The organism is Halarchaeum rubridurum (genome assembly GCF_014647115.1).
Lineage (GTDB): Archaea > Halobacteriota > Halobacteria > Halobacteriales > Halobacteriaceae > Halarchaeum > Halarchaeum rubridurum.
On record NZ_BMOO01000005.1, the window covers coordinates 14,559 to 28,056 of the forward strand.

The 13,498-nt window shown below is 68.7% G+C and carries 15 protein-coding genes; 7 read left to right on the plus strand and 8 right to left on the minus strand.

The features are described from left to right. The first annotated feature begins 35 nt into the window (after positions 1-35). The gene (locus tag IEX84_RS10835; RefSeq protein ID WP_188872598.1) at positions 36-401 is read left to right on the plus strand and encodes a hypothetical protein; all 366 of its coding nucleotides are present in this window, start codon (positions 36-38) and stop codon (positions 399-401) included. Positions 402-481: 80 nt separating this feature from the next. Here the strand turns inward: IEX84_RS10835 and phoU are convergent, their stop codons facing one another. The 5 genes from phoU to IEX84_RS10860 are packed head-to-tail and all read right to left on the minus strand — an operon-like array spanning position 482 to position 5,818. Continuing rightward, complete coding sequence (gene phoU, locus IEX84_RS10840) at positions 482-1,162, minus strand: phosphate signaling complex protein PhoU (RefSeq protein ID WP_188872599.1); 681 nt, start codon at positions 1,160-1,162, stop codon at positions 482-484. 47 nt (positions 1,163-1,209) lie between these two features. Then, complete coding sequence (pstB, locus tag IEX84_RS10845; RefSeq protein WP_188872600.1) at positions 1,210-2,085, minus strand: phosphate ABC transporter ATP-binding protein PstB; 876 nt, start codon at positions 2,083-2,085, stop codon at positions 1,210-1,212. After that, positions 2,082-3,638 (minus strand): phosphate ABC transporter permease PstA, encoded by a 1,557-nt coding sequence (gene pstA / locus IEX84_RS10850; protein ID WP_188872601.1) that lies wholly within the window; start codon positions 3,636-3,638, stop codon positions 2,082-2,084. Before pstA ends, pstB begins: the two co-directional genes overlap by 4 nt. Then, on the minus strand, positions 3,635-4,699 hold the full coding sequence (gene pstC / locus IEX84_RS10855; protein WP_188872602.1) for a phosphate ABC transporter permease subunit PstC: 1,065 nt from the start codon (positions 4,697-4,699) through the stop codon (positions 3,635-3,637). Before pstC ends, pstA begins: the two co-directional genes overlap by 4 nt. A 15-nt stretch (positions 4,700-4,714) precedes the next feature. Beyond that, on the minus strand, positions 4,715-5,818 hold the full coding sequence (locus IEX84_RS10860; protein WP_188872603.1) for a PstS family phosphate ABC transporter substrate-binding protein: 1,104 nt from the start codon (positions 5,816-5,818) through the stop codon (positions 4,715-4,717). Between the two features lie 227 nt (positions 5,819-6,045). Here IEX84_RS10860 and IEX84_RS10865 point away from each other — a divergent pair, with 227 nt between their 5' ends. Then, positions 6,046-7,050, plus strand: a complete 1,005-nt coding sequence (locus tag IEX84_RS10865; RefSeq protein ID WP_188872604.1) for a phosphate signaling complex PhoU family protein — start codon at positions 6,046-6,048, stop codon at positions 7,048-7,050. Positions 7,051-7,062: 12 nt separating this feature from the next. Here IEX84_RS10865 and IEX84_RS10870 read toward each other — a convergent pair whose 3' ends face one another. After that, positions 7,063-7,401 (minus strand): 2Fe-2S iron-sulfur cluster-binding protein, encoded by a 339-nt coding sequence (locus IEX84_RS10870; RefSeq protein WP_188872605.1) that lies wholly within the window; start codon positions 7,399-7,401, stop codon positions 7,063-7,065. A 122-nt stretch (positions 7,402-7,523) separates the two neighbouring features. Between IEX84_RS10870 and IEX84_RS10875 the strand changes: the two genes are divergently transcribed. The 3 genes from IEX84_RS10875 (at position 7,524) to IEX84_RS10885 (ending at position 10,930) form a co-directional block, all read left to right on the plus strand. Next, entirely contained in the window at positions 7,524-8,894 is a 1,371-nt protein-coding gene (locus IEX84_RS10875) for a geranylgeranyl reductase family protein (protein ID WP_188872606.1), read from the plus strand. Positions 8,895-9,167: 273 nt separating this feature from the next. Further along, on the plus strand, positions 9,168-10,670 hold the full coding sequence (locus tag IEX84_RS10880) for a Na+/H+ antiporter NhaC family protein (RefSeq protein ID WP_209590401.1): 1,503 nt from the start codon (positions 9,168-9,170) through the stop codon (positions 10,668-10,670). Continuing rightward, entirely contained in the window at positions 10,667-10,930 is a 264-nt protein-coding gene (locus IEX84_RS10885; RefSeq protein WP_188872608.1) for a DUF7513 family protein, read from the plus strand. The genes IEX84_RS10880 and IEX84_RS10885 overlap by 4 nt, the downstream gene beginning before the upstream one ends. A 74-nt stretch (positions 10,931-11,004) precedes the next feature. Here the strand turns inward: IEX84_RS10885 and IEX84_RS10890 are convergent, their stop codons facing one another. Next, entirely contained in the window at positions 11,005-11,337 is a 333-nt protein-coding gene (locus IEX84_RS10890; RefSeq protein WP_188872609.1) for an uS10/mL48 family ribosomal protein, read from the minus strand. A 124-nt stretch (positions 11,338-11,461) separates the two neighbouring features. Between IEX84_RS10890 and IEX84_RS10895 the strand changes: the two genes are divergently transcribed. After that, positions 11,462-11,887 (plus strand): bis(5'-nucleosyl)-tetraphosphatase, encoded by a 426-nt coding sequence (locus IEX84_RS10895; protein ID WP_188872610.1) that lies wholly within the window; start codon positions 11,462-11,464, stop codon positions 11,885-11,887. A gap of 1 nt (position 11,888) precedes the next feature. Beyond that, entirely contained in the window at positions 11,889-12,971 is a 1,083-nt protein-coding gene (locus IEX84_RS10900) for a DUF5787 family protein (protein ID WP_188872611.1), read from the plus strand. A gap of 21 nt (positions 12,972-12,992) precedes the next feature. Here IEX84_RS10900 and IEX84_RS10905 read toward each other — a convergent pair whose 3' ends face one another. Continuing rightward, entirely contained in the window at positions 12,993-13,490 is a 498-nt protein-coding gene (locus tag IEX84_RS10905) for a DUF5797 family protein (protein ID WP_188872612.1), read from the minus strand. Positions 13,491-13,498: the final 8 nt, after the last annotated feature.

A 13,498-nucleotide genomic window follows, 5' to 3' on the forward strand; every position in this document is an offset into this window, starting at 1 on the left:
GTGGATACTTGGGTGCGGCCGACGCAGGGACGCCCATGGCTCTCACGTTCCGCCGCTTTGGCTACCTCGGCGCGTTCCTGCTCGCCCTCGCCGCCGTCTTCTTCGCCGTCTTCGGCGCGCCCGCGCTCGACGGCGCCACCGGCGTCCAACTCGCCGTCTTCGTCGTCGCGGGCGTCTTCGAACTCCTCGGCGGCGTCCAGAACCCGATCCGCGAGCGCGTCGGCGCGCTCCGCCTCGTCGGTGTCGGCCACGTCTTCCTCGGCGCGTCGATGTGTCTCGGCGCGCTCACCGGCGAGGGACTCCTCTTTCGCGGCCTGTTCGCGCTCTCGGGGCTCGTCCTCGTCGCCTTCGGCGTCGACTACCTCCGTGGCGGGACCTACTTCGAGACGCCCGAGGCGTAGCGCGCACGCGGCGGGCGAACGCCGTCGGCACGACGGGTGTCGGGCGGGCCGCGTCGGCGGCCCGGGAGAAGAGAACCGCGTCAGTAGATGAGCTCTTCGTCGTTCTCGACCATGTAGAGGGTGCGTGCGGCGATGTTGACGGCGTGGTCGCCGACGCGTTCGAGGTCCCGAACGGTGAGGAGCATCCGGGAGACGTCCTGCATGAGCGCCTCGACCTCCTCCTCGCTGTCGTCGGCGTCGAGTTCGGTCTCGATGAGGTCGCGGACGACGGTCTGGGAGGCGCGCTCGCAGAGCCGGTCGAGCTCGTCGTCGCGGGCCGCGATGTCGTAGCACGCCTCGTCGTCGCGGGCCTCGTAGGCGGCCATCGCGTCCTCCAGCATCTCGACGGTGAGGTCGCCGATGGCGTGGATGTCGACCTCGGGGAACATGTCGTGGCGGGAGTCGAGGGTGTGCTCGCCGAGGTTGACCGCGAGGTCGCCGACGCGCTCGAGGTCGGTGATTATCTTGAACGAGGAGGCGATGAGCCGGAGGTCGCCGGCGACGGGCTGTTGGAGCGCGAGCAGGTCGATGCAGTCCTGCTCCAGTTCGAGGTAGAGGTCGTTGACCTCGTCGTCGCCGTCGATGACCTCCGTCGCCGCGTCTTCGTCCTTCTGCGCCATCGCTTCGAGTGCGAGGCGGAGGCGGTCGATGACGACCTCGCTCATGTAGAGGACGTCCTCCTGCATGGCCGCCAGTTGCGCTTGGTAGCTTTCGCGTGGCATGGGTGTGGGGTGTGTGTGGGGTGTTGTAAAGCGTTCGGACGTCTCGACTACCCGAACTTGCCGGTGATGTAGTCCTCGACGCGCTGACTCTGCGGGTTCTCGAAGATTTGGTCGGTGTCGCCGTACTCGACGAGCTCGCCGCCGGTGAGGAAGACGGCTGTCTGGTCGCTGATACGCGCGGCCTGCTGCATGTTGTGGGTGACGATGACCACGGTGTACTCCTCCGCGAGCTCCTCGACGAGGTCCTCGATCTTCGAGGTGGCGATGGGGTCGAGGGCGGACGCCGGCTCGTCCATGAGGAGGACGTCCGGGCTGACCGCGAGCGCGCGGGCGATGCAGAGGCGCTGTTGTTGGCCCCCGGAGAGCCCGAGGGCATTGTCGTCGAGGCGGTCGTGGACCTCGTCCCAGAGCGCGGCACCGCGGAGACAGCGCTCGACGAGCTCCTCCTCCTCGTCGCGGTCGTCGCGCCCGAGGAGTCGGGCGACGAGCCCCGTGTCGATGTCGCCGTGTTTGCGCGGGCCGTAGGAGATGTTCTCGCGGATGGACTTCGGGAAGGGGTTCGGGCTCTGGAAGACCATCCCGATGCGTTTTCGCAACTCGACGAGGTTGACGTCGTCGTCGTAGATGTTCTCGCCGTCGAACTCGACGGTGCCCTCGACGCGCGCGGCGTCGATTCGGTCGTTCATCCGGTTGAGACACCGGAGGAACGTCGATTTCCCACAGCCGGAGGGACCGATGAGCGCGGTGACGGACTTCTCGGGGACGTCCATGCTGATGGACTGGAGCGCCTGGTCGTTCCCGTAGAAGACGTCGAGGTCCTCCACGGAGAGGGCGCTCTCGCCCTCGAAGTCGTATTCGAGCCACTCGTCGCGTATCTGTTCTTCCGTCTCTCCGGTCGTGGTCTGTGTTTCCATCTGGCTCATTGGCGGAGCTTCCTCCTGAAGTAGATGCGCGTGGTGATGCCGATCGCGTAGAAGAACATGACGACGCAGAGCAGGACGAGCGCGGTCCCCCAGCCGAATTCCTGGCTCGCGCCGACGCCGGCGGTGATGACGGCGAAGAGCTGATAGGGGAGCGCGGTCGCGGGGCTGAGCAGCGCCTCGTTCGTCACGAACGGCGCGCTCGCGGTGAAGTGGAAGGAGCCGATAACGCTCGGCGCGGACGCGGAGAACGGTTCGCGAACGAGCACGAGCAGGATCGGGGCGGTCTCGCCGGCGATTCGGCCGACGCCGAGGATGACCCCGGTGAGGACACCGGGGATGGCGGCGGGGAGGACGACGCTCCGAATCGTCTGCCACTGCGTGACGCCGAGCGCGGCGCTGGCGTCGCGGTACTCGTCCGGGACGTTCTGGAGGGCCTCGCGGCTCGTGATGAGGACGAGCGGGAGGAGCATGAAGCCGAGGACGAGCTGGCCGGTGAGGAGCGTGACGTTGTTCTGGATGCGCGGCAAGAGGAACGCGAACGCGAAGAGACCGTAGACGATGCTCGGCGTGCTCCAGAGGCCGTTCGTCGCGGTCTCGACGATTCGGGTGAAGCGGCCCTGGTCGGCATACTCGGTGAGGTAGACGGCCGCGCCGACCGCGAGCGGGACGGCGAAGACGACCGCGCCGACGACGAGCCAGACGGTGCCGACGATGGCCGGGAATATCCCGTTGACGTCGTACTGGAGCCCGTAGCCGTTCAGGACGAACGGGAGCTTGAACGGCCAGAGCTGGGCTCCCTTCAGGACTTGGTCGATGCCGTTCTGCACGACGAAGACGATGAGGAGCACGAGGATGGCGAGGAGCGCGGCCGCGTACGTGGAGATGAGGGAGTACGCACCGAGCTCGCGGCCACGCGAGCCGAACCCCTGCGAGGCGTTCGTCCCGGCCCAGACGCAGAGGAGGCTGCCGACCATGGCGAACGCCGCGATGGCGATGGGGCCGACGAAGGACGCGGAGAACCCGTGCGGGCTCCACGTCCACGACGGGCCGATGACGTCGGTGAGGACGGCGAGCCCGACGACGAGCTCGAACGCCGCGACGGGGAGGGTGACGCCGAGGTCCTCGGGGACGCTCAGAACCGCGACCGTGACGAGGACGAGGGCGACGACGCTGGCGGGGAGCCACACGCCCGCGCCCGTGTCGAACGTCTGCGAGGCCGTGAGCCCGACGCCGACGAACGCGATTGCGCCGAAGGCGAGCGCGGTGAACAGCCCCGTGGAGTCGTCGGGGTCGGTGTCGACGACGCCGGTCGTGGAGAGGACACCGACGGCGCAGAGGACGACGGCGGCGAGGACGTGACCCGCGGAGAGCAGCGTCGCGTACGTGACGCCCGCGAGGACGTCGGTGACGTGGACCCAGCGGAAGACGATGGCCCAGCCGACGACGAACGCGACGGCACCGAAGACGGCCGGGACGCCGGCGAGCCGGTCGACGCCGGAGGTCTCGGTGACGATGTTCGCGCGGTCGTGGTTGGCACCGCCGGACTCGCTCATTGGTCACCCCCGAGCGTCTGTTGCATCCGGCGCTCGATGGTCTGCGAGACGACGCTGAGCGCGAGCACGACGACGAAGAGGACGACGCCGGCGGCGAACAGCGCGGAGAGTTGCGTGGGTCGCCCGGCCGCGACGCCGTACTGGCTGGCGATGGCGGACGTGAGCGTGATGGTGTTCCCGAAGACGTCGTAGAGCGGCTCGGGCAGCTGCGTGACATTGGCGAGGATGACCGTGGCGGCCATCGTCTCGCCGAGCGCGCGCCCGACGCCGAGGATGACGGCGGCGGAGATGCCCGAGATAGCGGCGGGCACGGAGACGCTCTTCGTCGTCTGCCAGTCGGTCGAGCCGAGGGCGACGGAGCCGTCCTTCATCGCGTTCGGGACGGCGTTGAGGGCGTCCTCGGAGACGGAGACGACGGTCGGGAGCGCCATCACGCCGATGACGAGCCCGACGATGAACAGACTCCCGTTCGTCGGGAGACGGAAGAGGTCCATCATGTAGGAGTTGATGACGACGAACCCGATGTAGCCGTAGACGATGGACGGGATTCCGGCGAGGAGTTCGATGGCCGGTTTGACTGCTTCTCGGACTGATTTCGGTGCGATCTCACTGATGAAGACGGCGCCGGCCACGCCGAGCGGCGCGGAGACGAGCGTGGCGATGATGGTGGTGACGAGCGTCCCCCACATCATCGTCACGAGCCCGTATCGACCGCCGTGGACGTCCCAGACCGCGCTCGTGAGGAGCGACGCGCCCATCTGTCGGAGGATGGGGACGGCCTTGACGAAGAGGTAGACGGTGATGACGCCGAGGATGACGAGCGTCGAGGCGGTCGCCAGGAACGTCAGCGAACGCGCCGTTTCGGCCTGGTGGGCGAACCAGCCGTAGAGCGCGACGGCGACGAAGACGAGCGCGGGGAAAACGACGGCCCCCGGCTCGACGATGAACGCGGCGAACGCCGCGATCAGTGAGAGCGCACCCACCAGCCCGGCGATGCGCGCCGGCCAGTCCAGTTCGCCGAACGACCGGCTAATCGCCTGCGTAGTGGATGCTCCGGACATGCTGTACCGTGAGCGTTACTGTGGGTCGGGGAGCTTTGAAAGTTCCTCTTCCTGCCGGCTGTCGGAGAGCGTCGCGTAGCCGGCCGGTTCGACGTACTGCCCCTGACCGAAGTCGTGGATCAGCATCCGGAGGAACGCCGCCTCCTTGTTGGAGGTGCCCTCGTAGGTGTAGCAGTGGAGGTCACGCGAGAGCGGGTAGCCCTTATCGGAGAGGTTCTCGCCGGGCGTGTACGTCGTCCCCTCGAAGGTGAGCGAGATGGCCGGGACCTGATCGGAGACGAACGCGAGCGCCATGTACGCGATGGCGTTGTCGGAGTTCTTGACCGTCGCGGCGACCTGCTGGTTCTCGCCGCGACGAACGTCGACGCCGGGCATCTCCGCGTCGGCGCTGCCGAGCATGTTGACGCGGAAGGAGGTGTCGGTGCCGGAGCCGACGGAGCGACCGACCGCCTGAATCTCCATGTCGTCGCCCGTGTAGCCGTCGACCTCCGACCAGTTCGTGATCTCGCCCTGGTAGATGGCGCGGACGGTCTCGGCGTTGAGGCCCTGAACGCCGTTCTCGTAGAGGTGCTGCGAGACGACGATGGGCTGTGCGTCGACGCCGACGACGTGGTCGACGAATTTGTCGTAGTCGACGTCTTCGAGCTCGGCCTCGACGGGCGCGGAGGCGTCGCCGATGTCGACCTGTTCCTGCATGACCTTCGTGAGGCCGACGCCGGAGTGGCTGAGGCCGACGGAGACCTTGAACGGCGGGCTCCCGCTACCGCTGGCCTCGAAGCCGTACAGGCCCGCCCAGTAGTCGGCCATCGCCTCGTCCGTGTCGATGCCGTACTCGCTGGCCGGCCAGTACTCCGTGTCGGAGGCCGGCGGGTTGTAGTTCCAGACGGACGACGCGTCGGACGTGATCGGGTAGACCGTCGAGGAGCCACCCGCGGTCAGCGGCCCGGAGTCGGACCCGGCGCCGGACGTGCTCGTCGACTCCGTCGTGCTCGTCTCCTCGGAGGACCCGCCGCCGTTGCCCCCACAGCCGGCGAGGGCAGCGGCCCCCGTGACGCCGATACCGCCGAGTACTTTGCGCCGCGAGACGCTCTCCCCGAAGCGTTTGAGCTGCTTCGTCATCATCGGACGAAACTCCATCCCCAAATAAATACTCTACTATTGTTTCTATATAGTTCTTGGTAGTGAACGATAGGAGTACGTGAGGGTCGATACCCGAGAGACGGACTGAAGTGCCGAGAGACGCTCACGTGTGGTGGTTTGGTACCGTTGTGTCCCTCGATTGGCGCGGCGGATAATGAGTATATAGATACGCGTAGATTTATGGTTGCGTGCCCTGACCCACGAGTATGGAACGCCGCAAGGTGCAGGTCACGGGCGGCTCGACGTTCACCGTCTCGATCCCGAAGGACTGGGCGCGCGACCACGACGTCAGCGCCGGCGACGAGATCGCCTTCCACCCGGACAGCGGCTCCCTGCTGCTCTCCCCGGTGAGCGACGACGAGACTCAGCGCGGCACGTTCGACATCACGGGGATGGAGGGCGACGCGCTCACGCGCACGGTGATGACGATGTACGTGAGCGGCTTCGACGTCCTCGTCCTGGAGGCGAGTCGCATCACGTCCGACCAGCGCCGCGTCGTCCGCAACGCCACGCAGGGCCTCGTCGGCCTCGAAGTCTTAGAGGAGACGAGCGACCGCATCGTCGTGCAGGACCTCCTCGATTCGAGCGAGCTCTCCGTGCACAACGCCGTGCGACGGATGCGTCTCATCGCGCTCTCGATGCTCGACGACGCCGTCACCGCACTCCGCGAGAACGACCACGACATGGCCGAGGACGTCATCGAGCGCGACGACGACGTGGACCGCCTCTGGTTCGTCGTCTCGCGCATCTTCCGGGGGTCGCTGCGCTCGCCGCGCACCGCCCAGGAGATCGGCGTGACGCGCGAGACGTGTTTCGACTACCACTCCAGCGCCCGCCAGCTGGAGCGCATCGGCGACCACGCGGCGAAGATAGCGAACGTCGCCCTCGAACTCGACGAGCCCGTCCCGGCGGACGCCGCCGAGGCTCTCGGCGAGTTGCACGACGACGCGGCGGACATCGTCGACACCGCGATGGAGGCGCTGTTCGCCGAGGAGCGCGACGAGGCGACCGAACTCGCCAACCGCACGCGCGAGTCCGTCCTCGGGATCGACGAGCACGCCCGCGCCCTCGACGACCTCCTGCGCGACCTCGAACCCCGCGAGGCCCAACACCTCGGGCTCGTCGTGGACTCGCTCTCGCGCTGCGCGGACTACGGCGGGAACGTCGCGGAGACCGCCCTCCAGAAGGCCGCGCCCGCGCCTGACCTCTGAGTCGAAGACGCCCTAGTCGTCCGCGGTGGTGACGGGACCGTCCGCATCGATATCGGCGGCGTCGGTCTCGACGCTCGGCGGGTATTTGCCGCGCTCGATCTTCAGGTCGGAGAGGGGACGCGCCATGCAGGTGAGACAGTAGTCCTCGGCCTCCGCCTCGCTGAGGCCGCGCGCGGCCGGCTGGGCGACCTCGCCCTCGATTACCTCGGCCGAGCAGGCCAGACACATCCCGACGCGACAGGAGTACTCCTGAGCTATCCCCTCGCGGAGGCAGGCCTTCAGGATCGTCTCGGTCTCCGAGACCTCGATGGTCTCGTCGCGCCCGACGAACTCGACGGTGTGTTCGGTCATAGAACGGCGTTCGGTGAGCGCCGGTAAAACTCTTTATCGCGCGCCGTGTCGCCCGAGTGGCGACGGATTCGCGTCCAGAACGTCCGTAAAGAGTTTTCACGGCCCGTCACAATCACCGCGGTATGACCACCCACGAGTTCGACTTCGTCGTCGTCGGTGCCGGCACGTCCGGGTGCTACGCCGCCGCGACCGCCGCGAAGGCGGGCTACGACGTCGTCGTCGTCGAACGCAAGGACGCCGACGAGGCGGGCCACATCGCCTGCGGTGACGCCCTGAAGGGCGCGGCGAACTTCCCGGACGCCATCCCGAAGACCGAACTCGAACCGGCGTTCACGAACACCGGCGTCGACCACGGCCGCTTCGAGATTCCCCAGGAGGACACCGTCCTCGAAATCCCGATTCCCGGCGAACTCGCCGTCATCGACCGCTGGAAGTACGGCAAGCGGATAATCGAGAGCGCGAGCGAGGCCGGCGTCGCGTTCCACTACGACACGGTCGTCCAGGACGTCGAGCAGGACCGCGCGGGCCGCGTCACCGGCGTCCGGGCGACCCGGAAGGGCGACGCCGTCACGTACGACGCCGAGTTCGTCGTCGACGCCGCGGGGTCGCTCTCGCTCCTCCAGGACACGGTCGATTTCTCCGAGTCGACCTTCGACACGAACGTCGACTACTCGCAGTTCTGCTCGGCCTACCGGGAGATCGTCGAGGTCCCCGAGCCCGTCGAGTGGGACGACGCCCTCGTCTTCAAGCCGACGGAGCGCGCCGCGGGCTACCTCTGGTACTTCCCGCGCACGGACACGCAGATAAACGCCGGCCTCGGCTTCCAGATGAACGAGGAGCCGATGCACCTCGTCGAGGACCTCAAGAGCGACCTCCGCAACCGCGCGGAGTTCGCGGGCGCGGAAGTGAAGGACAAACTCGGCGCGGCGCTCCCGACCCGACGGCCCTACGACTCCGCGACCCACCCCGGCTACCTCGCGGTCGGCGACGCCGCCGGCCACGTCAACCCCACGACGGGCGGCGGCATCGCGGGTGCCGCCTACGCCGGGAAGTACGCCGCCGAGGCCGCCATCGACGCCCTCGAAGACGGCGTCCACGGCGAGGCCGCCCTCTGGTCGTACAACGAGCGCGTCATGGACCACTTCGGCGCGCGCTACGCCGCCCTCGACGTCTACAACGTGCTCTCGACGGCCGTCGACGTCGACGACCTGATGAGCCTGCTCGCCAGCCTCCCCGGCAAACAGCTCAGCGAGGCCCTCTACGCGGGGACGTCGAGCTTCGGCGTCGGCCTCGCCGCGAAGGTTGCCGCGAAGAGCTTCGGCCACTGGGGGCAGATATACCAGATGTACCAGACGAAGCGCGTCGCCGACCGCCTCCTCGAGCACTACGAGGCCTACCCGTCGAGCCCCGACGGCCTCGAACGCTGGCAGGCCCGCCGCGACGACATCATGGACGACGTCTACGAGGTCACGGGCGCGGACGCGAAATACTGAGGGTGAACCGAGAGGGGTACTGAACCGGGCGCTCGAACCGTCCGACGGCGAACGGGACGCGACGCCCGTCGCGCTCGCCGCGACCGTCGCCGGCCGTCCACGCCGACTTCGACCCCGACCCGGCCGCCACGGTGTCGAGACGTGCGCGACGGACGCGAACGCTGACCGGGTTCGTGTCGTTCCGAGGCTATTTATTCACCGAACGCACAGACGTGAGTCGTGAGTCACACGAACGACGACGAGACCCCCGGGGACGTCGAGGCGGAACTCGACATGGCGGGTTCGTCCGGGCCCGACCTGGAGTTCCACGGCGGGGCCGCGGCGAGCGCGATTCCCCTCGGGGTCTTCGTCCTGTGGGCGGTTGTACAGAGCGGCCTGTTCGGGATCGGCGACACGACCGGGCTCGTCATCGGGATGCTGGTCGCGCTCGTCGTCGGGTTGTTCTTCGCCAAGGGGGACTGGTCGGCGTACGCGAACGCGATCTTCGAGGGGATGACCCAGCGCGTGGCCGCGACGGCCATCGTCGCGTGGCTCTGGGCGGGGATGTTCGCCCAGCTCCTCCAGGACGGCGGGTTCGTCACCGGCCTCGTCTGGGTCGCCCAGTCGCTCCCGGTGTCGCAGGCGACGCTCCTCGCCATCCTCCCCGCCGTGACGTTCATCCTCGCGGCGCTGCTCGCCACGGGTATCGGGACGGGCTACGGGACCGCCGTGACGTTCGTCACGACGTTCTTCCCCGCGACGGTGCTCCTCGGCGCGAACCCCGTCCTGATGTTCGGCGCGATCCTCTCCGGGGCGGCGTTCGGTGACAACCTCGCGCCGGTCAGCGACACGACCATCGTGAGCGCGGTGACGCAGGACGCCGACATCGGCGGCGTCGTCGCCTCGCGCTTCAAGTACGCGGTGACGGCGGCCGCGCTCGCGTTCGTCGCCTACCTCATCGCGGGCGCGACGATGACGACGGGCGCCGGGAACGGCGCGCTCCCCGACGGCAACCCCGTCGGCCTCGTCCACCTCGTCTCGATGGGCGTCGTCATCTACACGGCCGTTCGGGGCCGCCACATCGTCGAGGCGATCACGTGGGGTATCCTCACCGCCATCGTCGCCAACCTCGTCCTCGGCCTCGAATCGCTCAACGGGATGCTCTCCTTCGTCGCGCCGGCGAACGCGCCGTTCGCCGAGGCGTTCACGTGGCTCCCGGTCCTCTCGATGGCGGGCCCCGACACCGCGGCGGGCGTCGGCGGCAGCCTCTACGTCGGGGCGTCCGGGTTCTTCCCGCTCATCGTCCTCACGCTCCTCATCGTCGCTGGCGCGCGCATCATGATCCGCGGCGGGGCGTTCGACGCGATTCAGGACTTCCTGCTCTCGACGGCCGCGACCTCGGTCCGGCGCGCGGAGACGACGCTCGTCCTCGGGACGGCGCTCGTCAACGCCGCCATCACCATCAACACCGCGGCCGAGATCGCCATCTCGCCGTACGTCGCACGCGTCGGCGAGTCGTTCAACATCAACGGCTACCGGCGGGCGAACATCCTCGACGCGAACACGTCCGCGCTCGGCTACATCTTCCCGTGGGCGGGCGGCGTCCTCGCCGGCTACTCGCAGATGCCGGCGCTCGTCGAGCAGTACGGCCCCGAGATGATCGTCAGCCCCGTGAACGTCGTGCCGTTCGTCTTCCACGGCTGGTTCCTCTTCGCGGTCTTCCTCGTCGCCGCGCTCACCGGCTTCGGCCTGGAGTACGTGCCGGACCGCGAGTCCGAGGAGGTGAGTCGCGTATGAACTGGACGAAGCTCACCGCCGGCTGGTCGTTCCGCACCAGCACGCCGAGCTTCGCGGAGGGCGAGGAGTTCGCGGTGTTCGTCACCGACGCCGAGGGCGGCGTGCGCGCCCGCGTCGGCGACACCGTGTTGACGGTGCACGGCGCGCCCGACGGCGTCCGCGAGGGGACGAAGATCGCGGTGCGCGTCAGCGACTTCGACGAGTCGAGTCACACGGGCGACGTCGACTACCTGCGGACGGTCGGCGAGTCGACGTACTGAGCTACACACGGCGGCCGCCGTGGCCACCGTGGCCGCCGCTGGTCGGTTTTCTGCGGCAGTAGGAGAGGGGGGAGTTACGCCGGGGAGCCGACGTGCTGGACGCGTTCGATGTCGGCGGTGACGTGGACGCTGTTCGGGAAGTCCCAGGACATGATGTCGCGCGCGAGTTCGTCCGCGCCGCGAATCTCGACGCGGCGTCGATACACCGTGTAGCTCCACGCGTCGAAGGTGTCGCGCTCGCCGTCGAGGCGCTTGTACTGCGGGACGAAGTGTTGGGTCGGCGATTCGGAGTGCGGGCCTTTGAGCTCCGCGCCCTTGCGGCGGACCGTGTCGCGGATGTCCTCGACGACGCCGTCGAGGGCCGCTCGGTCCCCGCTCTCCAGAGTGAGGCTTGTGACGAAAGTCATGGCTGGGATGCGCGTAACCGTACACGACGACGTCCACCCTCAAAAACGGCGTGGTTGTGCGCCGCGACCGTCTCGCCGGCAGTCTCCGACATTCTCTTAATCCGCCGCCGATTTAATGGACGTAATGACGGTCGAAGCAACGAGCGCCGGTGCCATCCTCTTCCGGGACACCCGGGGCCGGCGCGAGTACCTCCTTCTGAAGAGCCGCCCCGGGGACTGGGAATTCCCCAAAGGCGGCGTGGAAGGGGACGAAGAACTCCAACAGACCGCCATCCGGGAGGTGCAGGAGGAGGCCGGAATCGCCGATTTCCGCCTCATCGACGGCTTTCGTGACGACTACGATTACGTCTTCGAAGCGAACGGGGACCGCATCCACAAGACGGTCCATCTCTTCATCGCGAAATCCTTCGAGGCCTCCGCCGAACTCTCCAACGAGCACTCGGACCTCCAATGGCGCGACTACGAACAGGCACTGAACACCATCACGCAGGACGGCCCCCGGAACATCCTGGAGGACGCCCACGAGTTCCTCGACGAGACGGACCTCTGAGATGGCCGGCGCGGAGTTCGGTTTCGAACTCCGGGTCTGCGCGTGGGCCGAGCGACACTGGGAGCCCGCCGACCCCGACAGCCGCGTGCTCGTCGCGCGCCAACTCGGGACTCGGCGGCGGCGCTGGGACACCGTCATCGTCGAGGCCGACCCCGCGGGACTCAGCGCACGCGCCGCCTTCGGGGCCGACGAACTCGACGCCGACCTCCTCGACGTCGTCCGGCACGCCCCGGCCGACTGGACGTACTACCGCGACGCGCTCCCCGACCCCGGCTACCCGTGGCGCTACGTCCGCGAGGCCATCCACCGCGCGAGCGCCCGCGGCGTCCTCGACGAGCGCAAGCGCGCGAACCGCATCGAGATACGCCGGGTCGCTCCCTACCCCGACTGGGTGCGCCGGGTCGTCGCCGTCGAGAACAAACCCGACCTCGACGCCTCGGCCGCGCGCGCCCTCGCCGCACAACTCGAACGCGACGTCGCGCTCGGGCTCGCCGACGAGGTGTGGGTCGCCACGCGCGCCGACGCGACCCGCGCGCTCGTCACGGAGATGCCGAACGCCGCGGGCGTGCTGACGGTCGGGGCGGGCGACGACGCGGCGGACGACGCGACGGACGAAGGACGGGACCCCGAGGCGGGCGAGCGCGACGCGCTGGCCGTCGACGTCGCGTGGCACCCCCGGACGCTCGACCCGGACGCGACCGGCGTCCGCGTCACCGACCGCGGCGACCCGACGGCCTTCGAGTACGTCGACCCGGCGGAGAAACGCGAGACGCGCGCCCGTCTCGCCGAGCGCGCCTACGGCCGCGGGTGGCGCGCGTACGCCGACACGATGCGCCCGGACTGCCGCGCGTTCGACCTGCGCGCGGCCGAGGAGGGAGACGTCCCGTACTGTCACGCGAAGGGCCGCGAGCAGACCGCCGCGGAGTGCTCGGGGTCGTGTCCCGACTTCTCGCCCGAACCCCCGGGGTGGCGACAGCGCGGGTGGCCAATCGAGGGCGGGCCGGGGAAGACGGTGAAACGCCTCCTCGACCGCCGGCGACGGCGTCGACGGCCGGGACTGGACGAACGCGACGGCGACGCGTGAGCGCCGACTCGGGCGACGGCGTCAGTCCTCGTCGAGGAGGACGGCGTCGCGTTCGACGGCGAGGCGGAACGTCGGGACGGTCCGGTAGATGAGTTCGACGACGCCCTTGCGCTTGAGCGCCTGGAGGGCGCGCCGGACGTCCTTCGCGCCGGGTTCATCGCCGTCGTCGGTCTCCAGGTCGTCGCCGTGCGCCTCGCGGAGGCGGTGGAGGACGTTGACGACGCTCGCCGACTCCTCCTCGGGGCCGGGCGCGACGGCGAACACGAGGCGCTCGAAGTCGGTCATGTGGACCTCGAACTCCTCCGGTTCCTCGCCGGTGACGATGGCGCGCGCCTCCGCCGTCGCGCGGATGAGGCTGTCCTCGTCGCGGTAGTAGTACTCCTTCAGCTCCGATTCGAGGTACTGGTGGACGTCGCTCCCCGACTCCATCCCCCAGCGGTCCTGGAGAGCCTTGTTCTTCGTCGGCTGGAGTTCCACGATGTCCGCGAGGCGCTCGGCCGCCTCCTCCGAGAGGGTCATGGTCCCGC

Bases quoted from the DNA above. Each gene is read 5' to 3' on its own strand.
- IEX84_RS10835 (WP_188872598.1), top strand. From the start codon at position 36: ATGGCTCTCACGTTCCGCCGCTTTGGCTACCTCGGCGCGTTCCTGCTC.
- phoU (WP_188872599.1), bottom strand. From the start codon at position 1,162: ATGCCACGCGAAAGCTACCAAGCGCAACTGGCGGCCATGCAGGAGGAC.
- pstB (WP_188872600.1), bottom strand. From the start codon at position 2,085: ATGAGCCAGATGGAAACACAGACCACGACCGGAGAGACGGAAGAACAG.
- pstA (WP_188872601.1), bottom strand. From the start codon at position 3,638: ATGAGCGAGTCCGGCGGTGCCAACCACGACCGCGCGAACATCGTCACC.
- pstC (WP_188872602.1), bottom strand. From the start codon at position 4,699: ATGTCCGGAGCATCCACTACGCAGGCGATTAGCCGGTCGTTCGGCGAA.
- IEX84_RS10860 (WP_188872603.1), bottom strand. From the start codon at position 5,818: ATGACGAAGCAGCTCAAACGCTTCGGGGAGAGCGTCTCGCGGCGCAAA.
- IEX84_RS10865 (WP_188872604.1), top strand. From the start codon at position 6,046: ATGGAACGCCGCAAGGTGCAGGTCACGGGCGGCTCGACGTTCACCGTC.
- IEX84_RS10870 (WP_188872605.1), bottom strand. From the start codon at position 7,401: ATGACCGAACACACCGTCGAGTTCGTCGGGCGCGACGAGACCATCGAG.
- IEX84_RS10875 (WP_188872606.1), top strand. From the start codon at position 7,524: ATGACCACCCACGAGTTCGACTTCGTCGTCGTCGGTGCCGGCACGTCC.
- IEX84_RS10880 (WP_209590401.1), top strand. From the start codon at position 9,168: ATGGCGGGTTCGTCCGGGCCCGACCTGGAGTTCCACGGCGGGGCCGCG.
- IEX84_RS10885 (WP_188872608.1), top strand. From the start codon at position 10,667: ATGAACTGGACGAAGCTCACCGCCGGCTGGTCGTTCCGCACCAGCACG.
- IEX84_RS10890 (WP_188872609.1), bottom strand. From the start codon at position 11,337: ATGACTTTCGTCACAAGCCTCACTCTGGAGAGCGGGGACCGAGCGGCC.
- IEX84_RS10895 (WP_188872610.1), top strand. From the start codon at position 11,462: ATGACGGTCGAAGCAACGAGCGCCGGTGCCATCCTCTTCCGGGACACC.
- IEX84_RS10900 (WP_188872611.1), top strand. From the start codon at position 11,889: ATGGCCGGCGCGGAGTTCGGTTTCGAACTCCGGGTCTGCGCGTGGGCC.
- IEX84_RS10905 (WP_188872612.1), bottom strand. From the start codon at position 13,490: ATGACCCTCTCGGAGGAGGCGGCCGAGCGCCTCGCGGACATCGTGGAA.